General features: G+C 70.5%; 21 protein-coding genes. 10 read left to right on the forward strand and 11 right to left on the reverse strand.

What is annotated here, in order from left to right; all coding sequences use genetic code 11:
- The first annotated feature begins 19 nt into the window (after positions 1-19).
- The gene (locus GGQ91_RS02725; RefSeq protein ID WP_182591288.1) at positions 20-997 is read left to right on the forward strand and encodes a hypothetical protein; all 978 of its coding nucleotides are present in this window, start codon (positions 20-22) and stop codon (positions 995-997) included.
- Positions 998-1,319: 322 nt separating this feature from the next.
- On the opposite strand, the gene GGQ91_RS02730 is transcribed toward GGQ91_RS02725, so the two are convergent.
- The 3 genes from GGQ91_RS02730 to GGQ91_RS28000 form a co-directional block, all read right to left on the reverse strand.
- Positions 1,320-2,621, reverse strand: a complete 1,302-nt coding sequence (locus GGQ91_RS02730) for a DNA-packaging protein (protein ID WP_078947096.1) — start codon at positions 2,619-2,621, stop codon at positions 1,320-1,322.
- Entirely contained in the window at positions 2,587-3,225 is a 639-nt protein-coding gene (locus GGQ91_RS02735) for a helix-turn-helix domain-containing protein (RefSeq protein WP_182591289.1), read from the reverse strand. Before GGQ91_RS02735 ends, GGQ91_RS02730 begins: the two co-directional genes overlap by 35 nt.
- 121 nt (positions 3,226-3,346) lie before the next feature.
- Positions 3,347-3,730 (reverse strand): DUF3761 domain-containing protein, encoded by a 384-nt coding sequence (locus GGQ91_RS28000; RefSeq protein ID WP_279900099.1) that lies wholly within the window; start codon positions 3,728-3,730, stop codon positions 3,347-3,349.
- Between the two features lie 345 nt (positions 3,731-4,075).
- Here GGQ91_RS28000 and GGQ91_RS02745 point away from each other — a divergent pair, with 345 nt between their 5' ends.
- Together GGQ91_RS02745 and GGQ91_RS02750 are read left to right on the forward strand one after the other, a co-directional pair.
- Complete coding sequence (locus tag GGQ91_RS02745) at positions 4,076-5,167, forward strand: sensor histidine kinase (RefSeq protein WP_170861828.1); 1,092 nt, start codon at positions 4,076-4,078, stop codon at positions 5,165-5,167.
- A gap of 80 nt (positions 5,168-5,247) precedes the next feature.
- Entirely contained in the window at positions 5,248-5,676 is a 429-nt protein-coding gene (locus GGQ91_RS02750) for a SufE family protein (RefSeq protein WP_043355266.1), read from the forward strand.
- 6 nt (positions 5,677-5,682) lie between these two features.
- Here GGQ91_RS02750 and GGQ91_RS02755 read toward each other — a convergent pair whose 3' ends face one another.
- The 3 genes from GGQ91_RS02755 to GGQ91_RS02765 form a co-directional block, all read right to left on the reverse strand.
- Positions 5,683-6,534, reverse strand: a complete 852-nt coding sequence (locus GGQ91_RS02755; protein WP_182591290.1) for a DUF6456 domain-containing protein — start codon at positions 6,532-6,534, stop codon at positions 5,683-5,685.
- A 93-nt stretch (positions 6,535-6,627) separates the two neighbouring features.
- Positions 6,628-6,864, reverse strand: coding sequence for a hypothetical protein (locus GGQ91_RS02760; RefSeq protein ID WP_053609252.1), 237 nt, complete (start codon positions 6,862-6,864; stop codon positions 6,628-6,630).
- A gap of 162 nt (positions 6,865-7,026) precedes the next feature.
- Positions 7,027-8,514, reverse strand: coding sequence for a PAS domain-containing protein (locus GGQ91_RS02765; RefSeq protein WP_052083755.1), 1,488 nt, complete (start codon positions 8,512-8,514; stop codon positions 7,027-7,029).
- A 525-nt stretch (positions 8,515-9,039) separates the two neighbouring features.
- Between GGQ91_RS02765 and GGQ91_RS02770 the strand changes: the two genes are divergently transcribed.
- Positions 9,040-9,210, forward strand: a complete 171-nt coding sequence (locus GGQ91_RS02770) for a hypothetical protein (protein ID WP_170867482.1) — start codon at positions 9,040-9,042, stop codon at positions 9,208-9,210.
- A gap of 287 nt (positions 9,211-9,497) precedes the next feature.
- Here GGQ91_RS02770 and GGQ91_RS02775 read toward each other — a convergent pair whose 3' ends face one another.
- The 3 genes from GGQ91_RS02775 to GGQ91_RS02785 all read right to left on the reverse strand — a co-directional run bounded on the left by GGQ91_RS02775 (position 9,498) and on the right by GGQ91_RS02785 (position 12,246).
- The gene (locus GGQ91_RS02775) at positions 9,498-9,881 is read right to left on the reverse strand and encodes a nuclear transport factor 2 family protein (RefSeq protein WP_182591291.1); all 384 of its coding nucleotides are present in this window, start codon (positions 9,879-9,881) and stop codon (positions 9,498-9,500) included.
- Between the two features lie 328 nt (positions 9,882-10,209).
- Positions 10,210-10,368: an STAS domain-containing protein gene (locus GGQ91_RS02780; RefSeq protein ID WP_182591292.1), complete on the reverse strand. Its 159-nt coding sequence runs from the start codon at positions 10,366-10,368 to the stop codon at positions 10,210-10,212.
- Positions 10,369-10,554: 186 nt separating this feature from the next.
- Positions 10,555-12,246, reverse strand: coding sequence for a methyl-accepting chemotaxis protein (locus GGQ91_RS02785; protein ID WP_043760102.1), 1,692 nt, complete (start codon positions 12,244-12,246; stop codon positions 10,555-10,557).
- Positions 12,247-13,013: 767 nt separating this feature from the next.
- Between GGQ91_RS02785 and GGQ91_RS02790 the strand changes: the two genes are divergently transcribed.
- The 3 genes from GGQ91_RS02790 (at position 13,014) to GGQ91_RS02800 (ending at position 16,338) form a co-directional block, all read left to right on the forward strand.
- A complete protein-coding gene (locus tag GGQ91_RS02790) occupies positions 13,014-13,367 on the forward strand; it encodes a putative quinol monooxygenase (RefSeq protein WP_053609254.1) in 354 nt (117 codons plus the stop codon).
- Positions 13,368-13,444: 77 nt separating this feature from the next.
- Entirely contained in the window at positions 13,445-15,196 is a 1,752-nt protein-coding gene (locus GGQ91_RS02795; RefSeq protein ID WP_182591293.1) for an NtaA/DmoA family FMN-dependent monooxygenase, read from the forward strand.
- 284 nt (positions 15,197-15,480) lie between these two features.
- A complete protein-coding gene (locus tag GGQ91_RS02800) occupies positions 15,481-16,338 on the forward strand; it encodes a hypothetical protein (RefSeq protein ID WP_236952771.1) in 858 nt (285 codons plus the stop codon).
- A 316-nt stretch (positions 16,339-16,654) separates the two neighbouring features.
- Here the strand turns inward: GGQ91_RS02800 and GGQ91_RS02805 are convergent, their stop codons facing one another.
- Entirely contained in the window at positions 16,655-17,218 is a 564-nt protein-coding gene (locus GGQ91_RS02805) for a TetR/AcrR family transcriptional regulator (RefSeq protein WP_053609257.1), read from the reverse strand.
- Between the two features lie 110 nt (positions 17,219-17,328).
- On the opposite strand from GGQ91_RS02805, the gene GGQ91_RS02810 reads away from it, so the two are divergent.
- The 3 genes from GGQ91_RS02810 to GGQ91_RS02820 all read left to right on the forward strand — a co-directional run bounded on the left by GGQ91_RS02810 (position 17,329) and on the right by GGQ91_RS02820 (position 21,939).
- The gene (locus GGQ91_RS02810; protein WP_053609258.1) at positions 17,329-18,027 is read left to right on the forward strand and encodes a glutathione S-transferase family protein; all 699 of its coding nucleotides are present in this window, start codon (positions 17,329-17,331) and stop codon (positions 18,025-18,027) included.
- A gap of 553 nt (positions 18,028-18,580) precedes the next feature.
- Positions 18,581-19,495, forward strand: a complete 915-nt coding sequence (locus GGQ91_RS02815) for a manganese catalase family protein (RefSeq protein ID WP_043355261.1) — start codon at positions 18,581-18,583, stop codon at positions 19,493-19,495.
- 308 nt (positions 19,496-19,803) lie between these two features.
- Positions 19,804-21,939 (forward strand): S9 family peptidase, encoded by a 2,136-nt coding sequence (locus GGQ91_RS02820; protein ID WP_182591294.1) that lies wholly within the window; start codon positions 19,804-19,806, stop codon positions 21,937-21,939.
- Positions 21,940-22,066: 127 nt separating this feature from the next.
- On the opposite strand, the gene GGQ91_RS02825 is transcribed toward GGQ91_RS02820, so the two are convergent.
- Positions 22,067-25,522 (reverse strand): AsmA family protein, encoded by a 3,456-nt coding sequence (locus GGQ91_RS02825; protein ID WP_182591295.1) that lies wholly within the window; start codon positions 25,520-25,522, stop codon positions 22,067-22,069.
- Positions 25,523-26,021 lie beyond the last annotated feature (499 nt).

Here is a 26,021-nt window from a genome sequence, read left to right on the forward strand (position 1 = left end):
CCTGAGCTATGGTCACGCGATGCAGCCCCGGTTCCCCACACGGCCCCAGGCGCGGTTCCGGGCGCGCTTCCGCGCCGCCCGTTTCGGCGGCCTCGTCGCGGCGCTCCTCGCCGCGCCCGCCCGGGCCGGCGATGCGCCCGGGCCCGCGCCCCTCTGGCCGGAACCCAATGGAACCCTGATCCTGGCGCGCACCTTCGGCCGGTCCGAGATCAGCCTGCGCCTGTCCCGGCGGGTCGCCGGAGCGGTGGACACCCTGACCTGGGACGGCGTCACGTTCCTGGCCGATACCGAACCGGGCGATGCCCTGCAGGCGCGGGCGGAGGTCGGGTCCGGAGGCGGCTGCCGCCGGGCGAGCGAGGCGGGCACCCCGCAGGACCCCACCGGCGAACCCGCCGCGCGCCGTCTCCGCGCCCTGCGCGCCGGACGGAGCTGGGCCGAGACCGAGACCCGCATGGCCTGGGACGGGCCGTCCGATCCCGCCGACGAGCCCCCGTCAGACTGCCCGACGGGCGCCGCGGCCGCGGCATTGCCCGCGCCGATCCTGCACAAGCGGATTGCCCTCGGCCTGCCCGGCCTCGGCAACGCCGTGGAGGTGCAGGCCCGCTTCGACCTGGCCGAGGCCGCGGCAGCGCTCCGGCTCGAACCCCTCGCCGCCGCCGTGCCGGCGGAATTCTCGTCGGCCTGGCGCTTCGACCCGGCCAGCGGCGGGATCGCGCCCCTCGATCCCGAACCGGGGGAGCGGCCGGACCCCGTGATCCTGGCGACGCCGGAGGGCTCGCACGCCCTGGCGGTCTGGGCGCCGGGCCCGCCGGAGCAGGAGCCCGACGCGCCGCGACCCGGCTTCGCGGTCGACGCCGAGGCCGGAGCGAACCGCCTGAGCTGCCGGTTCCGGGTGGCGCACGCCGCCGCCGGCGCGCACGCTTTCGCCTGCTATGCCCTGGTCGGCTCCCTGGCCGACGTCCGGGCCGCCCTGCGGACCCTGACCGCGCCTCCGTGACGGCGCCCCCCGTGCTGGACCGTCCGGAATGCAGGACCCGCCGGGGGCCCGAGGTTCTGGATGCCGGGCGCGCCTGCGGCGCCCCAAGCTGACGGCAAGGATCGTGCCCCCAGGATGCGCGGCCCGATCCACCCGCCGCCGTCGCACAAGGGGAAAGAATTGTGGTGGGGATTCCCAGCACGGGACGGCACGCCGTGGCAGGACAGCTACAGCTTTGGCGCACGACATTGTGTATACAGGATGCAGTTCGTTCCAGAGACCACGAACCACCTCCGGCGCGCTTCTCACGGAAGCGCGCCGAATTGTTTTCTCGCCGCCGCGGTCATAGCCGCCGGATCCGCGGCTCGGCCTGCGGGCCAAGCATCAGATGCGTCAGCGCCCAGACGAGGGCGTCGAGCCGGTCGGGCGAGGCCCCGCCGGACAGGCCGTCCGGCCCGAAATCGCACAGTTCGTCCTCCAGCGCCGGGAACGCCCCGACATGGTGGACCAGTCCGCGAGCGTAGAGCAGCGAGACCGGCTCGGCGCGGAGATACTTGCCGCGCGTGGCGTGCACCCGCGTGACCGGCACCGCGGGGTCGCACTGGCCGAGCACGGCGGCGGCCATCTCGCCACCCTGGTTGACCTCGACCACGAGGGCGTCGGCCTGGAGCCGGTGATAGAGCGCCAGCGCCGCACCCGCCCAGGCCTGCGGGGTGGCGCGGGCGAGGCTCGCATCGGCCAGGACGTAGGCGTGCCCCCCCGCGCGCCCGGCCGCCACGATCCCACAGGCATCCGAGCGCGCCCCGGAGGCGGCCGGGGGATCCACCGCCACGACGATCCGGCCGAGATCGGGCGCGGCGGCGACCCGGCCCGCCTCCAGCGCGGCGCGGTTCCACAGGGCGTCGTCCCGGTCGGCGATGAGCTCGCCGTCGAGTTCCTGACGGCCGAGCCGGGTGCCGGCGTAGCGCCCGACCACTTGGTCGAGGAAGTCCGGCGCGAGATGTGCGGCGTTGTCATGCGTCCGGGCCCGGCTCACCACCGTGCGCGGATCGGCGAGCAGGCGGCGGATCAGCGGCACCGGCCGGGGGGTCGTCGTCACGCAGTTGCGCGGCCGGGCGCCGAGGCGCAGGCCGAATTGCAGCATGTCGAAGGCGGCGTCCGGCCGGCGCCATTTGGCGGCCTCGTCGCACCACGCGGCGCCGAATTGCGGACCGCGCAGGGCGTCCGGCTCCTCAGCCGAGAAGGCCAGCGCGACCGCACCGTTGCTCCACTCGACGCGGCGGCGGCTCGGCGACCAGACCGGGCGGGCGCGCCCCCGCGCCGGCAGGCCGAGGAGTCCCGAGGGACCGTCGACCATCACGTCGCGCACGTCGAGATGGGTCTCGCCCACGAGCGCGATCCGTCCGACCGGGTCCTCGGTGAAGGCCGGATCGCCCCGGGCGAGGGCGTCGACCCACTCGGCCCCGGTGCGGGTCTTGCCGCTGCCGCGGCCGCCGATCACCGCCCAGGTGGTCCAGGGCTCGGGCGGCGGCAGCTGATCGGGCCGGGCCTGATGCAGCCAGTCGCCGGCCAGGGCCCGGAGTAGGTCCTGTGGCAGGGTCCCGAGGAAGTCAGGCAGCCGTCCGGCCGCCGACAAAGCCAGCATAGCGTCGCGCGATCTCCGCGCGCAGGGCGGGCAGGTCGGGTTCGCTCCCATCGCCCCCCTCCTTCCCCGCGCTCCGCGCCCTGTCCGCATCCACCGTGTCGAGGAGCCGCTTGAGCCCGCCGAGGTCGCGCAGGATCCGGGCGGAGTCGCGCGCGGCCGGCCCCACCCCGCTCAGCGTCGCGTCGAAGGCGGCGATCTGCCGGAGGATGTGGGCGCGCAGATGCGTCCGCAGGGTCGCCGGATCGGTCGCCGGGTCGCCGCGCCGGATCAAAGTCGGCGGCAGATCCGCCCCGAAGGCCGAGGCCAGCATCGCGGCATCGAGCCGGCCGAGTCCCAGGATCTCGGTGACGTCGCCGGGATCGGCGCCCGGGGTGCAGAGCAGGCGGATCAGCGCCGCCCGACGCGCCGCCGGCCAGCGCGCCGTCAGGAGCCTGGGCCGATGCTTCCGCGGTCTCAGCCAGCCGGCCCGGACATTCCACGTGCGGACCGTGCTCGGATGGACACCGAGGCGGGCGCTGATCGCGTCGAACGGCAGATCGGTCTGTCGGAGAAGCTTCAGGGCCTCGGCGCGGCTATCCGCCCTGCTGGGAGGAGGTGGCCACATCGGCGTCTCTCCGCACACGTCTCGACCGTGCCGTGTTGATACACGGGCAGCGCGACGGTGTCAAGCGCAAATTCCTATTCTTGGCCCGGGATAGGATTTAAGGCAGAGCTCGCCCTGGGCTTCAGCCTTCCCACCGGGCGACGCCGCCGTGGCGGGAGCAGGTGCCGCGATGGGTATGGCTGAAGCTCCACGTCCCGTCCCGGCACTTGGCGGTGGCGCCGGCCGGTTTGGCGCCGTCGAGGCTCTTGGCCGGTTGATGGACCTCGGATCCGTCCCGGCTCCGGTAATGGCCGTGCCGGTCGAGGTTCCGGTCGTCCGGTTCGGAGAAGGGCCGCGCGGTCGCACTGCCCGCCATGGCGAGGAGGAGGCAGCCACCGAGGGCGCACCAGCAGGCAGCGCCCCGGCGGAAGGCTCTGGGCCGCAGCGTGATCCGCCACCGGCTGGCGTCGCCACCGGCGCCCCTCCGGCGGAGAATGGGAACGGTCGCGATCGGGGCAGGCAGCACGGCGCCCTCAAGGTTGTGTCAAACACCATCAGACACAACCAGAGCATCGCGTCACGAACTATCTAAAGTTATCTCATCGTCACTCACAGGTTGTCGCTCCCGCATGATGGCCGGTCTGCCCGACCGGCTCGCCGGCGCGTGCGGTCCGGCCGTGCGCCCCGGTTCGGGCGCGCAGGGCGGCGGGGCGCGGAACGGGCTCGAAAGGTATCGCGGCTATCGTCGCCGAAAGTGCGCTGTTGAAGGCGGTGGAAGACCGGAACGGCCGTCCGGTCGACACGTTGACCGGCGCCATCCGCACGCAGGCATCGCCTTTTACGCAGTTCGTCAAAGTGAATCGGGTACAGAATGGTCGGTGAGCCACCAGGGTCCGGCGCGGCACAACCGCCGGATAACGGCCCCTCGGGGGATCCTGGTCGGGGTCCGGCACAGGGGACCGCGGAAGCCGCTGCCCTGAGCGACAGCTTCAAGCGATTCGCCGACGTCGTGCCCCTGATGATGTGGCGCTCGGACGAGGCCGGTCACGCGATCCACCACAACGAGTGTTGGCTGGAATTCACCGGACGCCCCCTCGAGGCGGAACTCGGGCTCGGCTGGCGCAGCGGACTGCATCCCGAGGATTTCGACCGGCATGCCCGGATCGTCGCCGAGGCCTTCGAGGCGCGGGCGCCGTTCACCGTCGAGTTCCGGCTGCGGCGGCACGACGGCGAGTACCGCTGGCTGCTCGACACGGCCCGCCCCCTCATGGAGGATGGCCGGTTCCAGGGCTATCTCGGCTCCTGCTTCGACATCACCGACCGCAAGCACGCGGAGGAGCATATCGAGCACGCGCTGGCCGAGAAGGAGGCGCTGCTGGCCGAGGTCTACCACCGGGTCCGCAACAACCTCCAAGTGATGGTCAGCCTGATCGGCCTCTACGGCCGGGCGGCGCCGGATGCCTGCCGGGGCAGCTTCGAGGCCCTGGGCCAGCGGGTCCGGGCGATCGCGCTGGTGCAGCAACATCTCCATGAGGCGCCGCACATCGCGTCGATCGACCTCAAGGACTACCTCCACCGCCTCGCCTCCGGGCTCGGGCAGCTCCGGCGGGCCGGGCGGATCAGCGTCCATGTCGGCGGCTCGGGGAACGGCCTCGTGGAGCCGCGTACCGCCAACGCCCTCGGCATGATCGTCGCCGAGATCGTCGCCGAGTGCCTGGACGCCACGGCCGAGCACGTCGCCTGCTCCATCGCCATCGACATCGAGTCCGGCCTCCCGGCGCGCCTGTCGATCGTCTCCGGGGTGAGCGAGATGGCCGATTCCGGCCGGTCGAACGTCCCGAAGCTCGGCCCCCGCCTCATCGCCGCCTACGCGGCACAGGCCGAGATCAGCGTGTCGGGCGATGCCAGCCCGGGCGATCCCCTGTGGCTGACCCTGCCGCCGACCCGCCCCGCCGCGCAATGAGCGACCGCGTCGCCGGGCCCCGTCGCCATGACGGCGCGGTCGGCCTATAGCGGCGTGGACCCTACCGGACCCGGCCGAGCATGCTTCCTCCGATCGACACCATCATCGAGAATTTCGAGATCGTCGAAGACGACGACATGCGGCTTGAGTATCTGATTGAGCTGGGCCGCGCCCTGCCGCCGATGCCCGAGTCGGAGCGGACCGAGGCGAACCGCGTCCATGGCTGCGAGAGCCAGGTCTGGATCGACACGAAGGCGGAGCCGTCCGACGGCACGCCGCGCCTCGTCCTCCACGGCTTCAGCGATTCGTTCATCGTCCGCGGCTTCGTGGCGCTGATGGTGGCGCTCTACACCGGCAAGACGCCCCGGGAGGCCGCCGAGACCGACGGCCTCGACCTGTTCCGGCAGCTCCGCTTCGGCGCCCACGTGACCTCGAAGCGCTCCAACGGCGTGCGGGCGATGGCGGAACGCATCCACCGCGACGCGGTCCGGCTCGCCGCCGGGGCCTGAGGGGCCTCACCCCCGCCAGAGGCGCAGTCGGCCCCGATCGGGCCCCGTCGCCTCCCGCTCCAGCCCGTAATGCTCGGCCAGCCGCCCCAGGGCGATGCGGGCCACGACCTTGGCCGAGCGGGCCGGCCAGCGCCGCTCGGCCTCGATCCGCTCCAGGCCCTTGAGGAAGCCGCAGAGGTCGATCAGCAGGCCCGACAGGTCGCTCCCGACCGCATCGAGGGCCCCGCGCACCCGTTGCCGGGCCGCGATCACGTGGTCGGCCGCGCTGGCCGGGTCGCGGGGACCGCCGCCATCGACCCGGGGGGCCCCGAAATCCGAGCCCATGCGCGGCAGCAACGCGGCGGCGGTCATGTCCCGCCGCAGCCGCTCGCCGGCCTCGAACGCCGCCGCGTCGATGAGCGGCGTGCCGTCCCGGTCGCGTCGGCGCACCATCCAGGCCAGGGGGTTCTCGGCAGCGTTGCGGAGGGTCGGCTCCGCACCACCCCCCTCCACGACGGCGAGGTCGTGGTGCTGGGCCGCGAAGGCCAGATCGCCCGGCATGGCCTGCCGGCGCAGGCGCGCCCGCCCGGCCTCCGTGATCGTCAGCCGCGTGCCGGCCTCGTTCCACGTCGCCAGATCGGCCGCGGCCAGAGCCCGGCCGGCCGCGGCCGCGAAGCGCCCGCCCCCCACCGAGACACCGCCGCCGCCGCGCCGGATCACCAGTGCATCCTCAACCAGGGGATCGGGCCGCGCATCGGCGCCCGCCTCGCCCAGTCGCGCCAGAAGGCGGCACGCATCCGCCGGCAGATCCCCAGGTCCGGCGCCGCGCGGCTGCGCCTGCACCGAAGCCACGCGGCGACCCTTGAAAGGTTTGTTCATGCTTTGTTCCGTATGGTTCACCGCGGACGCGCCGAAGCCGCACCATATCAGGAAAAATCAGAATTTCAAGGTTTTTTTACCTACAACTCTCAGCTATCGCGCCGCGGTCTTTCGCGCGGCACGGGTCGGTGCCCGATGGAGGATCTCGGCGATCTCGTCCTCGGACTTGTCCCGGACCTCGTAACCCATCGCCTCGAACCGCTCGATGAGCGCGGCGCTCTCGGCGGCGGAGCGGGCCGCCCAGACGGCGAGGAGGTCGTTCACCCGGTCCAGCTCCACCTCGGGGTGATCGTCCTGCGCATCCGGCGACGGATTGGGGATCGCGACCATGGCGGCACCTCGGGATCGAACCGGCGACCGTGTTCGATGCCACGGCCCGTCATGCAACGCCCGAGGTCGGGCGTGGCTCCCGCGGTCCCGCAACCGAAAGCCGGGTCGCTCGGGCCGACGACGGTCCGCCCGGGGCAGCAACCGGATGGCCGGCGGACGGCGCTATTCGGTCTGAGCGCGGTCATCCCGGTCGGCGTTCGCCAACGGGGCGACGGCTGTGAAGACGACGCCCTCGGCGCGGTAGTCGATATCGACCCGCCCACCGATCTCCGTGGCCAAAACGCGCTTGATCAGCTGGGTTCCGAAGCTCGTCTGCCGCGGGGCAACGACCGGGGGACCTCCGCGCTCCTGCCAGCGAATATGGAGGAGCGGAGGCTCCTTCCCGCCCTGAACGCTCCACGCCACGTCGACCACACCCGCGGCGACAGACAACGCGCCGTACTTGGTCGAGTTGGTCGCCAGCTCATGGAGTGCCAGGGCGTAGGCGACGACAACCTGTGGGGGCAGGCGCAGATCCGGTCCCGAGAGCTGAAAGCGGTCGCCGTCTTCGACCCCGAAGGGAGCGAGCGAACGCATGATGAGGCCCTGCATCGAGACGCTGCCGAAATCCTCCGTGATCAGAAGGGTATTGGCGGCCGACATCGCCTGGATGCGCGCCGTCAGCGTCGCGGCGGCGTCCTGCAGCGAGTTGGCGCGCCGCATGGTCTGCGAGACGACGGCTTGCAGCGAGGCCAGCGTGTTCTGCATGCGATGGTGGAGTTCGCGGGTCAGCAGCGCGCGATGGCTCTGAACCGCCCGACGGTCCGTGATGTCCTGCGATGTTCCCGTGATCAGGATCGGCGTCCCGTCGGCCCGGTAATGCGCCTTACCCCGAATCTGGACCCATCGCTCCTGACCGGCGGGCGTCGTCAGGCGATACTCGGCGTCGAGAAGCGACCGGTTCGCGATCGCCTGCTCGATCGCGTCCTGCTGGACCGCACGATCGTCCGGGTGGATGGAGGCGCGCAGTTCTTCGAGACTCAGCGGCTCGTCGGGCTGGCGTCCGCAGATCGCCTTGCAGCTGTCGGACGCTGTCAGATGCCCCGTGTCGAGGTTGATGCTCCAGCTTCCAAGCTGCCCCGCCTCGAGGGCAAAGCGCAGGCGCTCCTCGCTCGCCTGCAACTCGACATTGCGCCGCGCGACCTCCGCCTCCAGATCAAGGCGGTCGCGCTGGAGGCGAACCAGACGTTCACGCTCCAGGGTGACATCGAACTGGGACGCAAAGAAGTAGGTGAGCTGACCGTCTTCCCCGAACACGGGAGAGACGAGGAGGCGGTTCCAGAATGTCGAGCCGTCCTTCTTATAGTTCAGGAGGTCGAGTTCGATCGGCGTCCTGCTGTCGATCGCGCTCCTCAAGCGCGCGACGTCCGCCCGGTCGGTCGCAGGTCCCTGCAGGAAGCGGCAGTTCCGCCCGATGATGGCGTCGCGTCCATAGCCCGTCAGCCGCGTGAAGGCCGCGTTGGCGAAGACGATCGGGTTGTCGTCTTGTCGCGGGTCGGTGATGAGCATCGGCATGCGCGTGGCGCGAACGGCCGACGAGAAAGGGTCTGGTCCGGCGCCCGCCCGCGTCAGCTCGCGAATGATGCGGGCTTCTTCCTCATAGTCCGGCACCTGGGCACGTCCTGAACACATCAGACCTCAAGCGCTGCCGTATAACGCGTCGGCGCCTGCGCATGAAGAGCGCCGAAGACCGTTGAAGCGCCCATCCACCTGAACCGGATTGCTCGGGACCAGGGCGAGGCGCGCTGCTCCCGGGAAGGCATGACAGCCTTCCCTAGGCCCCCATGGGTGGGGAACGGAGCGACCGCTCGGGGTGGGTTTCCCCCGGTCCGCCTTCGGGCAAGAATTCAGGGCCGCGGACATCGTCGCCGCGCCTGTTTCCGGCCCGAAGCAGAATCTCGCGATCCCCGCTCCGTGCCGTCCCGATTTGACGGTCTGCGATGATGGAACGGGGTGAGAGAATTGTTCCGGATGGTCTCGCGGGACATCCAAATCAGACCAGTGGCCGTGGCGAGCCGCGACCATCCCCATGATGAACCGGCATCAGGCGCGGGGCCGGGATCACCGCGCGCCGGATCGAACAGCGGTCGGGTGACGTTCCTTACCGCCTACCCGGTCCAAACAGGAGGAACGCTCATGCGTATTGGCTATCTGCTGCCGCTCGTCGGCCTGCTCGCGCTCACGGCCTGCAAAGACGAGAAGAAGGCCGAGCCCCCCCCGCCTCCTCCGCCGCCTGCCAGCACCGCACCGGCAAACCCGGCGCCTCCGGCGACGACGACCAACCCGGCCCCAGCCAACAAGCCGTAGCCAACGAGCCTCAAGGGCGGCGGGCCCTGGCACGCATCCCAGCGCCACAGGACCCGCCGATCGCGACCGGGGCTGATGTCACCGCCCCGGTCGCGAGGCTCATACCCGAACCAGCCCCCTGGATCGACAGCCAGGGGGGGGGGCCTGCCCGTCCGCCCCCACGCAGCCTTGTGCGGAAGCGGACGAGGCCACCCATCCGCTCACGACCCGCCGCAGCGCCCGCGCGACGCGCCCGCATGCCGGCCTCGAATCGTGCGGCACGCCGATGCGGAGGCGAGTGTCGCCGTTCAAAACATCCCGTTGGGGTTGGCTGAGGCCTCTGGCAGGATCTGCAGCACGTCCCAGTGCTCTACGATCCGGCCGTTCTCATCGAGACGGAAAAGGTCCACGGCCGCGTAATCGTGGTCGCCCGGCCAGTGCTGATGGCAATGCAGCACGACCATATCGCCCTCGGCGATTGCCCGCTTCACCGACACCCGCTTCCCCGGCCACTCACGCGCCATGCGCTCGAAATAGGCGATGAAGCCGTCTTTGCCCGTGGCCACATGCGGGTTGTGCTGGATGTAAGCGTCGCCGGCATACCGCTCGATTGCTTCACGTGGACGGCACTCATTGAACATCAGCTCGTAGAACGCGATCACGTTTGCCTTATTTCGCGTGAGATCTGCCATGCGGCCTCCCTCTACAACGACAAGGCCAGTCTTCCGCCCCCGACAGCCAGTCGGATCGAGGGCGTCTTGATCGTGGACGTCTGCGACCGGTGATTGGGAGCATGTCGGCCTAGGGCAGGCAAGTGCCCGCGCCCCCTTCCAAGCCGCTCTCGCAGACAGACCGACGGATCGCCGCGTTCTGGACGCTGTGGCCATCTCCCGGAAGCCGGACAGGAATCGTGCGCCGAATGCCCTCTCGGGACCGGGAGCGATCCGATTACCGTAAGCAGCGCGCCGGGCGACCATCCTCACGAACCGTCAGCCCGCGCGCGGATGGCCTTCGGTCGGATCAAGGGCCGCCGACCGCGCAGGCCGCCCCGGGCTTGCCGTGCGGGCCGATCCGCTCGACCCGGCTTGCCGTCGCCGCGTTCATGCCGACCACAGGGAGCGCGATGCCGTGGCGACGGAACGTCCGCACCACCCGGTCGAGGGCGTCGAAGGCCGACATATGCCCCAGGAGAGCCGCCTGGAGGTCGCGCCTGACCGCAGGATACCGTTTGGGCGAACGATCACAGCCGCCTTACCGGCCTCCCCCTGCCGCGGGACGGTTGAGACGGCGGGGCGTGCCAGGGCGTCTGAGGTGGACCGGCATCGGCGTGGCAGACGGGCGTCGATCCCCGCGGCCCCTCCCCCACTAAGCGGCGCGGACCTCGTCCAGGAATTTGCGGACGGCTCGGCTCAGCCCATCGGACCGGACGGCGAGGGTGCGCGCGGCACCGAGAACCTGCGTCGCAGCCGATCCTGTTTCGCCGGCGCCCTCGCGCACCGATCCGATGTGATCCGTGACCTGCCGGGTCCCGTGTGCGGCCTCCTGGACGTTCCGCGCGATCTCGCGCGTGGCCGCGCCCTGTTCCTCGATCGCCGAGGCGATGTGGGTGGCGATGCCGGACATGTCGTCGATCGTGCGGCTCACGCCCTGGACCGCCTCGACCGCGCCGCGCGTGGCGGACTGGATCGCACCGATCCGGGCGCTGATCTCTTGCGTCGCCCGGGCTGTCTGCTCGGCCAGTGTCTTGACCTCCGCGGCCACCACGGCGAAGCCGCGCCCGGCCTCCCCCGCGCGGGCCGCCTCGATGGTGGCGTTGAGGGCGAGCAGATTGGTCTGGCTCGCCACGCCCGAGATCAGGCCCGCCGCAACGCCGATCCGGTCGGCACTGTCGGACAGCTCCTGAATGATGGTGCCCGTCTCCTGGGCGCGCGCGATGGCCGTGCCGGCGATCGCGACCGAATGCGTCACCTGTCCGCTGATCTCCTGGACGGAGGCCGCCATCTCGTCGGTCGCGCTCGCAACCTGCTGCACGTTGCCGGACGTTTGTTCGGCGGCAACCGCGACGCTGACTGCGAGCGTATTGGTCTGCGCTGCGATCTCCGTCATCGATGCGGCGGTCGCCTCCATCTCGGTTGCAGCCGCGGTCAGCTCGCCCGTGAGCGCACCCGCCTCCCGCTCGAAATCACGCGTGATGCGGTCGAGGAGTTCGGCCCGGCGCATCTTGGCGGCATCGGCCTCGGCCTGCAGCGCGGCCAGCCGCCGAGCCTCGATCCCGGCCTCCTTGAACACCTGCACGGCGTCGGCGATCTGGCCGATCTCGTTCGCCTCGCCCTGGTGCGGGATCGCGACGGCGAGATCCCCAGCCGCCAACTGCCGCATCGGTTCCAGCACGGCCCGGACACGGGCGGCGATGCTCCGCACGATCAGGGTTCCGAGGATGGTGGCGACCACGAGCGCCAAGGCGCCGATGGCGAGCATGAGCCGCTTGGCCTTGGACGCGGTCGCAACCCCCTGCGCCACGGCGTTCTCGCCCTTGGCATTGTTGAGGGCTACGATCTCTTCGAGAGCCTGGGAGGCCGCCTTGATGTGCGGGCGGACGCCGACGAGGCTCTCGCGCAGCGCCAAGTCCTTATGCCCGGTCCGCGAGTATTCCAGCACGGCGGGGATCGCCGCGAGATAGCTCTGCCATTCACGGCGGAACCCGTCGAAGAGTTCACGCTCGCGCGCGTCGCCGATCAGCGGCGCGAAGTTGCGCATCGCCGCGGCCGTGGCCTCTGTCTTCTTTGACAGGGCGGCCTCCTCGGCCTGCATGCGGGCAGCGTCGGTGTAGAGGATGTGGTTGACGACGCTGACGCGCACATCGATGACGTCGCCGCGCAGTTCGCCGGCATATCGGACGCTCGGCAACGTGTTGGTGCCGAGGTGGGCTTGGTCATCGGCGAGGGTGCCGACCGCGTGGAGACCCAGGCCGTCGACGAGAAGCAGACAGCCGATGAGCAGGCCCAGGACGCCGACAAGGCGGTGCTTGATCGAAAGTCTGGAGAACCAAATTCTCATGGCCCGAGCGCAGCCCCGACATCTACACCGATGAAAATAGCGATCGATCTTAAATTTTTCCTTAAAATATCAAAATGCGAATGAAAATATCAAATATCAATACTAAATTTTACGACACGATAATCGCGTGTCATCTTCCTGATCGGGACCGACATTTGGCGTAATCGAGGCCGTATCATGCGGTCGAAAGTGCCGGAGGCAGGAAGTCCGCGCCGGATGGATTTCCATCGTCCGCATCTAGCCGAACACGATCCGAAGGTATCAGTCGGCTCTGAGCCGGCCCGTCATCCCTTCCCGAGCCGTCCGTGAGGTCCTGGCTCGGTTCGGGGCGCTTCGCTTGCCCCGTGAGACGGGACGCAGGCCCACACGACAGCCACCCGTCTCGGCTGGTCGGCGGGCAGGCCTCGGTTCGACAACCGCCCCACCCATCCCGGCGTCGCGACGGCCAGCCCGCCACCCCGAGCCGGCTGTCGCGATGCCCGACGCGGGTGGCGCCTGCGGGACCGGCGCAGGAATCCGCATGGTCGCACCCGCCCGACAGCGGCGTAGCACGTTCTTTTGCCCCCGTGGCCGTTTGAAGAGCAGTCTTTTATCCCACCCGCTGACATGCAAAATTTAAATCTTAATGACGCGGCCCGTATTGCAATACTTTCCCTAATGTAAGAAGCGGAAGGCCGATCAAATCGGACTTACTGCGAAACGATCTCACTCAGAGACCAGTCGATTGTGATCGCACACGCACGATAGCCTTGCCGGAGGGCCACGCCATGACCCGTCAACCCGCGTCTCCCTCCGACAGCGCCTCGGCTGCCGGAGCGCATCGTGGGCCGACCCACGGTCTCGTCGTAACCCTGGAGGCGAAGAACGGGCAGCAGGAGCAGGTCGCGCAGACGCTCCACGCCGCCTTCACGACCGCCATCCGCGAGGGCGGCACCGCGACGTGGTACGCCTACCGCATCTCGGAGACGCGCTTCGGCATCTTCGACACGTTCTTCGACGAGGACGCGCGCAAGTCCCATCTGGATGGGGAGGTCGGCCGCTTGCTGAGCCGCATCGGCGAGGAAATCCTCGTCGGCCCGCCAGACTTTCGGGCCATCTCGATCCTCGCGTCCAAGATCTAGCGTCGCAAGGCCCGCCTCAAACACGCGCGCGGCTTCCGTCCGCGACACCGCCCTCCTTCCGGCCGATGGATAGAGTTATGCTGATCGATCAGCGACCGACGCGACCGCACATCTTCCTCAGTGCCTTCGACATGCACTGCGTCGTCCATCAGAACCCGGGCATGTGGCGGTATCCGGGAGACCAGACGCACAATTACAAGGATATCGAATACTGGATCGAGCTGGCCCGCGTGCTGGAGCAGGGCGGTTTCGATGCGCTCTTCATCGCCGACGTTCTCGGCTTCTACGATGTCTATGGCGGCAACCGCGATGCGGCGCTGCGTACGGCCGCGCAGGCGCCGGTCGGCGATCCGCTCATGACCATCGCGGCCATGTCGGCAGCCACGACCCATCTGAGCTTCGGGGCCACCGTCTCGCTGACCTACGAGCTGCCCTACAAGTTCGCGAAGACGATGACCACCTTGGATCATCTGACGAAAGGTCGTGTCGCCTGGAATATCGTGACGTCTTACCAGCAGAGTGCGGCCGTCAATCTCGGACTCGACACGCAAATCGCCCATGACGAGCGCTACAACATGGCCGACGAGTTCATGGAAGTCTGCTACAAATTGTGGGAAGGCTCCTGGGAGGACGACGCGGTGCGGCGCGATGTCGAGACCGGCCTCTACACCGACCCCTCCAAGGTTCACGACATTCGGCACGCGGGCAAATACTACAAGGTCCCGGGCGCACATCTGTGCGAGCCCTCCCCGCAGCGCACGCCCTTCCTGTTCCAGGCCGGCGCCTCCGCCCGGGGACGGAAGTTCGCCGCGCGCCACGCCGAGGCGGTCTTCCTCATCGGCACCAATCCCAAGGACACTCGCACCGTCGTCGATCAGTATCGGATGCTGGCGGCGGAGCAGGGCCGCGATCCGCGCAGCCTGAAGATCATCATCATGCTGACGCCGATCGTGGCGGAGACCGATGCAGCCGCCCAGGAGAAGCTCGCGTTGATCAAGTCGCGCGCGCAGGTCGATGCGGCCCTGGCGCTCTGGGGCGGCTGGACCGGCATCGACCTCTCCGGCGCGGATCCGGACAAGCCCCTCGATCAGTTCCAGGGGGACGGCATCCGGGCCTTCAGCGATATGCTGACGCGCGTGGACAGCGAACTCGTCTGGACGCCGCGGCGGCTCGCCGAGTGGCTCTGCGTGGGCGGGATGAGCGCGAGCTGTGTCGGGTCCCCCAGGACGATCGTCGATCATCTGGAAGAATGGCTCGACGTCGCCGACGTCGATGGATTCAACATCGCCCGGGTGACGAATTACGGCACGTTCGAAGATTTCCGGGATCTGATCACCCCGGAGCTTCGGCGCCGCGGCCTGATCCCGGAGGATCGACCCGCCCGTCCTCAGACAGCCCGGGAGCGGGTCTACGGTCAGAGCCGCCTGCGCGACGATCATCCCGGCGCGGCCTTCAAGGTTGGCGCGGCCCAGGCGTCGGCTCGGCGCAGCGCGGGCCCGGTTACGCTGCGCACCTCACCCCGCAACGTCGGCCTTCTGGTCACGCTCAAGGCAAAGCCGGAGACGAAGGAGCAGCTGGAAACGTGGCTGCATGACATGCAGCAATTCGCCGAGGATGAGGCGGGCACGATAACCTGGTACGCCTTCCAGATCGACGACCTGACCTTCGGCATCTACGACACGTTCCTCAGTCATGAGGGACGGGAGGATCACATCCACGGTCAGATCGTCAAATCATTGCGAACGCTGCAGCACGACATGCTGGAGAGCCCGCCCGACATCCGGCCCCTCGATCTCCTGTCCGTGAAGAGCTTCGCGCCGGGCCACTGAGAATCGGTCCGCGTTCGGCAATCCCGCCGGCGCAGCAGACGTCGCGCTCCCCCCGGCCGACGAACCTCGCGCCTGTCCGGGACCGCCTGAGTGAAAGGCATCGGACGGCGGCAAGGCACGTGAGCCGGGCCGCCCCTCTCCGTAAGCCTTGGTTGTTGACGGCCCGTCATCGCAACGCCTAATACGTATAGCACAGGCTATAATGATGGGTCATGGCTATGCGGCAGACGTCCGCCCGACATCGGTCGCCGGTGTCAGGCCCCCTCCTGTGCGGGCTCGCGGTGATGCTCGGGCAGCTCACGGCACCGGCGCTTGCGCAGACCCTTCCCACCGCCGCCGAGAACCTGACGCCCGGCGACCTCGACAGCGAGCATCTGTTCGGGTTCACGGAAGGCAGCGACCTCGGCGTACCCGGGGAAGTCGAGCTGGAATGGGAGACGAGCGGGCGCCTGGGCAAGCGCCTGGGCCGTTTCCTGGCCGTCGACAGCGGGCTCGCTCTGAAGGTCCCACTCACCCGCGACTTCCGCCTGGCGCCGGGGATCACCTTCAACGCCTACGATATCGGCGTGCCCGGCGACCCGACCCGGACCACGGGCGGGTTCAACGGCGGCTTCCTCGAAACCCGTCTGCGTCTGCTGGACCGCCGCACCGCGCCCTTCGGCCTGACCCTCAACCTCGTGCCGGGATACGGGACCGTAGACGGGGGATCAGGCGCACCGGCCAGCAGCTTCGGCACCGAGGTCGGGCTTTTGGCCGACCGCGAGGTCATCCCTGACATGCTGATCGCTGCGGTCAACGTCGGCTTCGCATTCTCATCGGTCCGGATGAACGCGACGGACGCGCGCGTGGCTGGGTCAGGCGTCGAGGTCGCCGGCGCCTTGGCCTACCGCGTGCAACCGGGTTACTTCCTCGGCGGCGAGGTCCGTTATGCCTGGACCTATGATGGCCTGACGCTGGACCGGCTCGCGGGTCAGGCCGCGTATCTCGGGCCTACGGCCTATGTGACCCTGTCGCCGCATGCCTGGGCCTCATTCACCTGGAGCTTCCAGATCGCCGGGCAGTCGGCGGGTGAGCCCGGTCCGCTCGATTTGTCCAGCTTCGACCGTCATCAGATGCGACTGCGTGTCGGTTACAGCTTTTGATCGCGGCCAGGGCAAACGCGCAGCGAGGCTCCACCCACGCCTTCGCGGACAAAGGTGACGCCGTTCACCCTTGTTGTGCCGCGTGATGCCGCCCGCGCACCCCGCCGGGTTCGTCGCACGGCCGACGAACAGCTCCTCGGGAGATCGGAGATCTATCGGACGTCCGACTCGGGCCGGGAGGGCAATAGCCGCTTTGGGTGGATCTCAGCTGCTCCGCTTTCGAACGGCAACGCATCGACGCGGACCTCGCCTTGCCACTCGCTGACGCCCCACCCCGGCCTCTCGGCGCGTCCGGTCATAGGATACGCGACCCAAGTCACGGGATAAGGCCGCTCTCCCGGTAAGCCGCAATGACATCGGTGTAGTGGGCGACTTCGTCTCGGCCGTGCGCGATCATCTGCGCGCCCGATACCGCCGCGAAGATGGCCTTCGCCCGCCGCCGGATCTCCTCGGGGGCATCCCCCTCCCCCGGGACCAGCACCCGCGCGATCCAGCGCTCGTTCATCTCGCCCCACCGGACGACTTCGGTCCGGACCTCGGCAGGGAGGTCGTTCCGTTCCGCCGCCAGCATCCCGGCCAAGCACATGCGGTTGCCGTTCAGCAACGTGTCCCGGAACACGTCGGTGTACCGCCGCATCACGGTCGTGCGGTCCGTGGCGTCGTTCAGGACCTCGTCGAGGTAGCGCTCGTAGCGATCGATGTAGCGCCTCACGATCGCCTCGACCAACGCACCCTTCGTCGGAAAGTAGTAGTGGATGCTGGCGCTCTTGATCCCGACTGTTTTGGCGAGCTCACGGAAGCTGAGTCCGCTGTATCCGAGATCCTGCACGGTCAGCCGCGCGGCCTCCATGATCCGGTCCCGCATCGTGTCGCCACTCATCTCGGCCCCCTGCTACCTGACGCCAGATAGGCTTTGACAAGCGATGCGTGAAGCTCCTATTCCGACCGTACCTACCTGACGCACGGTAGGTGCCCGTGGAGGACGCTACGATGACGGACAAGCCCCGCCTCTTCTCCTCGCCCTCGGCCTTCCCCAACCCCCAGCGCGTGCGCCTCTTTCTGCACGAGAAGGGCATCGCCGATCAGTTCGATGAGGTCATCTACGACATGGCCCCCGGTGGAGAGCAGCGGGGCTGGCAACACCTCAAGATGAATCCCTGGGGCGAGACGCCGACCCTACGCCTCGCCGACGGCGAGATCCTGTCCGAGACGACCGCCATCGTGCGCTACCTCGACCAAGCCTTCCCCGGCCGCCGCATCCTGGGCGAAACCCCGATGGCGCAGGGCCTGGACGCGATGTGGGACAGCCGCATCTGGGTCCACATCCTCTATCGCATCACCACGATGTTCCACGTCCTGCACCGTGGGCTGGGTCCGAAGCTCGAACTGACGCACAATCCGGCCTGGGGTGAGCACTGCCGCAAGGAGGCGCTGGCTCACGCGGGGCTCGTGGACCGGCACCTGTCGGACGGCCGCGCCTGGATGTTGGGCGGGGATGCGCCGACCTTCTCGGACATCACGCTGGCGACGGCGGTGGCTTTCTCGAAATTCCCCGTCTGCGCCACGCCCCTGGACGAGCGGTTCGAGCACCTCGATGCCTTCTGGCGGCGATGGCAGGAGCGCCCGGCGTTTCGAGCGGCCTACGCCGATCGCAGCAGCGGCGTGCCGGAGCTGGACGACCGTCAGTAATCCCGGCGCGTGATACGGCGGTGATGGGGACCGGCCCGATCGCGAATGCCTCGGCGATCGGGGCCGATCTACCCTCCCAAGGGAACGGCGAAGCGTCCGCTCCGGACGTGATGTCTGCAATTCCGGGTGTGGAACGGCACCTGGCGGCCGCTTTCCACCGCGAGCCGAAGTTGACGGATGCGGGGCTGCTTTCGGGCTCGGCCGACGGCCGTCCCGGCGGCCGGCATGGGTCGGAGGCGGATGCCCCCTTCGGCGCGACGCGCCAGGGGCCGCGCCCCGATCCAAGCCGAAGCTGCCGGCTGACCGACAAGGGGCCGCGCCCCGGAAGCGGCGACGGCGTTCCGCACGGCCGACAGGGGGCGAAAGCGGGCCGGCCGGTGCGGATGGATATGCGACGGGCTGCTTCTCAGCTGCCACCGTATCGAGGCGGAATTCGTAATCCCGCCTGGCGTAATTGCCAGATCCCGCACCTGTCGATCTGCGAGGCGACAGGAACAATCATCCGCCCGAACAGATGCCATCTTGCGCACACCGCGCAAACGGAGCTGCTCGCATGTTCATGAAGCTCGACCGCCTTCAGGCTGAACTGCCCCAGCCGAAGAAGCCCGATCCCAACGCCGCTGCCGCCCTGCAGGAGCTGCTCGGCGGAAAATACGGCGAGATGTCGACGCTCGGAAACTACATGTTCCAAAGCTTCAACTTCCGCAACAAGTCGAAGCTGCGCCCTTTCTACAGCCTGGTATCGAGCATCTTCGCGGAGGAACTCGGGCATGTCGAGCTGGTCTCGACCGGCATCGCCATGCTGAACAACGGTCCGGGTGACGACACCGAGGAGGTCGACGTCTCCAAGGCCCCCTTCCACGACATGCAGGACATCCGGCTGGCCGGCAGCTTCCTGTCGAACGGCGGCGGCGCGACACCTGTCAACTCGAACGCCCAGTCGTGGAACGTCGACATGGTCACGACCACGGGCAACATCATCATCGACCTGCTGCACAACTTCCACTTGGAGTGCGGCGCCCGCCTGCACAAGCTGCGCGTCTACGAGACCCTGACGGACCCGACCGGTCGCGAGGTCTGCGGCTATCTCCTGGTGCGCGGCTCGGTCCACGCCCACGCCTACGCGCTGGCGCTCAAGAAGCTCACCGGCGTCGAGATCGAGAAGATGCTGCCCACGCCGAACATCGTCCTCGACAAGATACCGGAATGCCAGAAATACCTGCAGGAGGGCTCGCACCGGCGCCTCTACCGGTTCAGCCCCGACGACTACAAGGAAGCGGCGGGCGTGTGGTCGAACGACGAGGTGGCGCTGCCCGGCGATCCGCCCGGCAACCTGGAAGTGGTGGACGGTCTGCCCGAAGGTGGCAAGATCCCCGAGCTCGACGGCAATTACGGGGCATTCGCGCCTAACTACGCGCCCCAGGAGATCTTCGAGATCGCGAGCAAGCTCTACAAGAAGAGCCGCTGAACGGACGACGGTGGATGGAGATCGCCCCGCGGATGCGATGCCGCGGGGCGCGGAGGCTCTCTCGGCGGCTCTCTCGAAGGCCTCTGCCGCTCGGACGGCCGAGCCGTTGGCGTTCAGACCCCGGGCGCGGTGCGCCCGGCCCGGATGCCCCTGGACGGCGGGGTGACGCAGATCCCGGGATCACCGCGCCGTTCTGCCCCGCAACACAGCCCTCGCCCTGCCGCCCTGCGCCCCGGGTGCCTTGCATCCCGGCGCCGGGCGGGACACATCCCGTCACCCGAACGTGACGGGACCCGACGGGAGAGACAATGACGGAGATCGGCCACGGCTTGCTCGCTCACCGGTCCGGCGCGCCGGTCGCCGAGGTCCGGCCGCGACGCTTCAGCGTCCACGGGCAGGAGATCACCGACGATTACGCCTGGCTGAAGGCCGAGAACTGGCAGACGGTCCTCAAGGACCCGTCGGCGCTGCCCGACGACATCGCCGCCTACCTGAAGGCCGAGAACGCCTTCGCCGAACAGGCGCTCGCCGGGAGCACGGAGCTGCGGCGGCAGCTGGTCGCCGAGATGCGCGGGCGCATCCAGGAGGACGAGAGCGGCGTCCCGGAGCCGGACGGGCCCTTCGCCTACTACACCCGCCATCGCGCGGGCGGCCAGCACCCGCTGATCTGCCGGCGGCCGGCCACGTCGCCCGACGTGCCCGAAACGGGGCCGGACCCGGACGAGACGATCCTCATCGACGGCGACCGCGAGGGCGAGGGCCTGCCGTTCTTCGAGATCGCCGCCGCGGTGCATTCCGACGACCACCAACGACTCGCCTGGAGCGCCGACACCAAGGGCTCGGAACTCTACACGATCCGGGTGCGCGACGTCGCCACCGGCCTCGATCTCGACGACCGGGTCGACGCGACCTCCGGCGAGGCGGTCTGGGCCGCGGACGGGGCAAGCTTCTGGTACGTGGCGGTGGACGCCAACCACCGGCCCGCGAAGGTCATGCGGCACCGCATCGGCACGGGGCAGAGCGAGGACGAGACCGTCTACACGGAAGCCGATGCCGGCTACTTCGTCCATATCGGCAAGACCCAGTCCGGCGCCTTCCTCGACGTGACGGTGAGCGACCATGAGACCTCCGAGGTCCGGCTCCTCGACCGGCACGCGGAGGACGCCCCCTTGCGCCTCGTCGAGCCGCGCACGCCGCTGCTGATCTACGGGGTCGAGCATCGCGGCGACCGGCTGTTCATCCGCACCAACGCGGACGGCGCCGAGGACTTCAAGATCGTCACCGCGCCGCTGGACGATCCGGGCCGCGCCCGCTGGACCGACCTCGTGCCGCACCGGGCCGGGGTGATGATCCGCCACCTGCACCTGCTCACCGGCCACCTGATCCGTCTGGAGATCGAGAACGCCAAGCCGCGGATCGTCGTGCGCGACTTGGCCGACGGCGCCGAGCACACGGTCGCCTTCGAGGAGGAAGCCTATTCCCTCGGCCTGCGCGCCGGCCTCGCCTTCGACACGGCCACGATCCGCTTCGTCTACGCGTCGATGACGACCCCGTCGGAGACCTGGGACTACGACTGCGCGGCCCGCACGCGGGTCCTGCGCAAGCGTCAGGCGGTGCCGAGCGGCCACGATCCGGCCGCCTACGTGACCCGGCGGCTCTTCGCCACCGCCCCCGACGGCGCGCAGGTGCCGATCTCGCTGCTGCACCGGCGGGATCTCGTCCTCGACGGCAGCGCGCCGCTGCTGCTCTACGGCTACGGCTCCTACGGCACGCTGATGCCGGCGGCGTTCCGCACGAACCTGCTGAGCCTCGTCGACCGCGGCTTCGTCTACGCGATCGCCCATATCCGCGGCGGCACCGAGAAGGGCTGGCGCTGGTACCTCGACGGCAAGCGCGAGAAGAAGCCCAACACCTTCACGGACTTCATCGCCTGCGCCCGGGCCCTGATCGCGGCGCGCTACACCGCCGAGAAGCGCATCGTGGCCCATGGCGGATCGGCGGGCGGGATGCTGATGGGGGCGGTGGCCAACCTCGCGCCGGAGCTGTTCGCCGGGATCGTCGCCGACGTGCCCTTCGTCGACGTGCTCAACACCATGCTCGACGCGGAGCTGCCCCTGACCCCGCCGGAATGGCCCGAATGGGGCAACCCGGGGGAGAGCGAGGCCGCCTTCCGGACGATCCTGTCGTACTCGCCCTACGACAACGTCGCCGCCAAGGACTATCCGGCGATCCTGGCGCTCGGCGGGCTCACCGACCCGCGGGTGACCTACTGGGAGCCGGCCAAGTGGGTCGCGCGGCTGCGCGCCACCATGACGGGCGGCGGGCCGGTGCTCCTGCGGATCAACATGGAGGCCGGCCATGGCGGCGCCGCCGGCCGGTTCGACCGGCTGGAGGAGGTGGCGCTGATCTACGCCTTCGCGCTCATGGCGGTGGGGAAGGCTTGAGCGCCGTCGTCCGTGCGGGCGCATGGCCCATGACGGCGATGACGGGGCCATGACGGGGCGCGGCGCCTGAGGCGTTCAGAGGGGCCGGTCCCACGGAGATGGGAGCTGCCTCAGGATGCGGCCGGCCTCACGGTCGGACCTCGGCGGGAGCCGGCGGTTGGGCGATCCCCTCGTCCGGATTGCGGGCCCGCTTCGCCGCCTCCTCGGCGGCCTTCTCCCCGGCGGCCTTCTCCGCAGCCGCTTTCTCGGCGGCAGCCTTCTCGGCCGCGGCCTTGAGAGCCGCCGCGCGGGCCCGGTCCATCTCGATCCGAGCGCGGCGGCGCTGCCGCTCCACCTGGTCGGCCTCGGTCAGCTCGATCGTCTCCAGCTCGCGCTGCAGCACGAAGGCGGCGAGGCCGTTCGACAGGGTGCCGACATCCAGCACCCGCTCCGGCGCGCCGAGGGGCCCGGTCAGGCCGAACTGGACCGCGGGCGGGCCGGCATTCCAGCCCCGGGGGACCGGGCCGCCCACAAGCGTGCCGCGGACGTCGAGGCGGCCGGCGCGCAGGTCGTAGCCGACGGTGCCGGCCCAGCGGGCCGGGCCGAGATCGAGGTCGAACGGCCCGGCCCGCAGGACGCCGCCCACGATGGTGGCGGCGGCCCGGGCGGATCCCCGCGCCTGCCCGCCGCCCCGGGCGAGTTCCTCGGTGACCAGGGCCTGGAGCCGCCCCTCGCGGAGCGGGTCGTCCATCTCGGCCGCCCGGGCCAGCACCCGGCCGAGGGCCGCGGGATCGGTCGCGGGCAGGCTCAGATCGGTCAGGGTGAGCGCGCCGCTGCCCGAGAGGCTGTCGGCGAGGCCCGGCAGGGTCTCGGCCGTGGCGGCGAACCGCAGATCGGCGCTCAGGCGGCCGCCGATCGGGCTGCCGGCCAGCGTCGGGAGCGCCGCACCGTCGAGGCTGCCCGAGCCGGAGACCGCGGCGCCGGCCCCGAGACGGGCGATCGTCATCGAACCCACGAGCCGTCCCCCGGCGAGCTTGCCGGACAGGTCCCGCAGGATCAGGTTCCCATCGGTGAGGCTCAGGGCGGCCGTCGCCTCCGTGGCGACGAGGCCGCGCCCGAGATCCAGGCTGGCGACGCGGGCGTCGAGGGACAGGGCCGGATGGGCCGTCGGCGGCCCGAACGTGCCGTTCGCCCCCGGCGGGATCACCAGGACGGCGGCGAGCTGCGGCACGGACAGGCGGTCGAGGGCGAGGCGGCCGTGCAGGGCGCCGCCCGCCGCCCGCAGCAGCGTCCCGTTCACCCCCGAACCCGCGACCGTGCCGGCGATGGCGGCGGCGGCCTCGCCCTGCTGCCGCGACAGCGTGACGGTGAGGTCGGCCGGCCACGCGCCGGGGGCCAGGGTCGCGGCGCCGGCGAGCGTCAGGAACGGCGCCAGATCGGCCGTGTCGGCCCGGACTTCGCCGCCCGTGGGCACGAAGTCGGGACCGACCAGGATCGGGCGGCCGGTGGAGAGCCGGAGGCCCGCGACCGTGCCGTTCGCCGTCAGGGCGAGGGCCTGCCCGTCCGGCCGCTCGGCCGTCACGTGCAGTTCGGCGGGCTGCTGGAGGCCAACGATGTCGGTGCGGCCGAACCACGCCCCCGCCCGGGGCGCGGTGAGCGTGGCGGTGCCGCCCTCGATCCGCGTGCCGCGGCTCGCCAGGGTCAGGTCGAGGGTGCCGCCGCCGGCGCTGCCCCGCGCCTGGGTCCGCAAAGCCGCGGCCGCGCCGCCCGCCCGGTCGAGGGTGACGGCGAGGTCGAGGGGCGCGTCCCGCAGGACGGCGGGCAGCAGGCGGATCTCGCCCACCCAGACCCGCTCGAGCAGGCCGAGCAGCGGCGCCGCCGCCGGGGCCTTCAGCCGTCCGGAGACGCGGCCGGTCCCGTCCGCGCCGATCTGGCCGGACAGCCGGGCGCTGGCGCCGGCGAGATCGGTGACGTCGAGGCTGTCGACCGTGAGGCCGGCGCCGTCGGACTGGATCCGCGCCGCGATCGTCCCGGTGCCGGAGCCCGTGGCGCCGAACCGGACATCCTTCGCTTCCAGGGTCAGGGCGAGGTCGGTGTCGCGCAGGGTCCCGAGCGTCGTCCCGAGGGGCGGCAGGCCGGCGATGTCGAGGCCGCTGGCGCGGATCTGGGCCTCGAAGCGGCCGCGCTCGGTGCCCTCGGCGGCGGTGTAGCGGGCGTTGCCGGTGATCCGCGCCGGTCCGAGGCCGAGGCGCAGGTTGCGCAGGGACAGGCCGGTGGCGGCGGCCGACAGGTCGGCGGCGGCCTCGACCGTGCGCCCGTCGAGGAGCGCGACGAGGGGCCCCTCGGCGCCGAGGCGGCGCAGATAGCGGCCCAACGCCTCCGAATCGGGGGCGGTGAGCGCCACCGGGCCGGTGAAACGCAACGGGGCCGTCTCGACCTGCCCGCTCGCCGCGACGGTGGCGTCGGCCGGGCCCGTCACCGACAGGCGGCGCAGCAGCAGGCCGCCGGCCCGTTCCAGGGTGCCGGTGAGGGCGAGGTTCGACCAATCCTCGCCGCCGAGCACGGCGCTGCCCACCGTGAGGTCGAGATCGAGCATGGCCGGCAGGCTGCCGGCCGAGCGCGGCAGGCCGCGGCCGATCAGGTTCTGGCCCTCCGCCGAGGTCAGGAAGGCGTCGAGGTCGAGGCGGCGGGCCTCGAGGGTCAGGCCGCCGCGCCACTGGCGCAGATCGAGCCGGCCGGTGCCGCCGAACCGCAGGCTCCGGCCCCCGGGATCGATAGCGAGGTCGACGCCCTCGAACCGCACCTGCGTACCCCGGGCCTTGAAGGTGCCGGCCAGCGAGAAGGGCAGGTAGGCGCCCGCGGCCTGGGTCGGCGGCCCGACGACGAGGCGCGCCGAGCCCTCGGCCTCGACCAGGGAGCCGCCGGCTTCGCTCGGCGCGAGGCCGAAGCGTGCATCCGCCTCGAAGCGCGGAGCCGCGTCGCCGCCGCCGGAGATCTTGGCGGCGAGGCGCCCGTCGGGTCCCGGCGTGCCGCTCACCGCCCGGAACGGGATGCCGCCGCTCGTCCCCTCGACCCGCCAGGGGCCGACCAGGGCCGGCGCCTGCAGGTGCAGGTCCTGGACGTAGAGCTGGTCGGTCCGCCCGGTGGCGGGCACCTGCGTGGTGACCAGGAACTGCTGGATCTGCAGGTTCTCGATCGCGAGGTCGCGGTCGCGCAGGGCGCCACCGAAATCGGCCGGCAGCTTCAGGGCGTCGGGGCCGGCGACCGGGAGCTTGATCTCGGCCCGGCCGATCCGGGTCTCGGTGAAACGGAACTCGCCCTTCAGGAGCGGCGCGAGGGCGATCTCGGCCTTGACGAACCGGGCGTCCAGGCTCGGCCGGTCCGGATCGGCGCCGAGATGCAGGCGGTCCACGCGCAGCCGCGGCGAGGGCAGCAGCCGGACCTCGATCCGGCCGTCGGTCCGGACCGGGACGCCGAGGGACCGGGCGAGCGCCCGGTCGACGAGCGCGCGATGGGCCTGCCAGTCGACGAAGGGCGGAACGGCGAGCGCCGCCACGAGAACCAGGATGACGGCGCACGCCAGCGCGGTCAGAAGATCACGCAATGGTCCTGTTCCGCACCATCTCTCCGCGAGGCCGCGCCATCACCGTGCCGCCGTGCCCCGCGTGCCCCCGCGAGTCAGTTGTCACGGCCATAGCACGATAAGCCCCCGGGAGCGCCAGCGGCGATGCCACGGTCCGGAGCGGTGCGCGCGGCTGTCCGCGGCACCCCGGGCGAGGGGTTCCGGACCAGGCGCGGGTCCCCTCTCCCGTGCGGGAGAGGGACAGGGTGAGGGATGCGACTTCTCCGGAAGGACCTGGTCCCTCACCCCAACCCTCTCCCGCACGGGAGAGGGGGCTTGTCGCGCTCCGCCGCCGCTGTCGGCCCCCGATCACACAGGTGCCGATCCGCGGCCACCGGGGAGACGGCGGCGCCCCGCAGCCGGCCGCGGGCCCCGAAGGCCGCGGATCGTCCCAGCGCGGACAGCCGCGCTTCATGGCTCCGCGCCCCCTCGGCGGCGCGAACGGCCTCGACGCCGTTCGCGATTTGGTCCAGGGATGCGG

The organism is Methylobacterium fujisawaense (assembly GCF_014138435.1).
In the GTDB taxonomy this organism is placed as follows: Bacteria; Pseudomonadota; Alphaproteobacteria; order Rhizobiales; family Beijerinckiaceae; genus Methylobacterium; species Methylobacterium fujisawaense.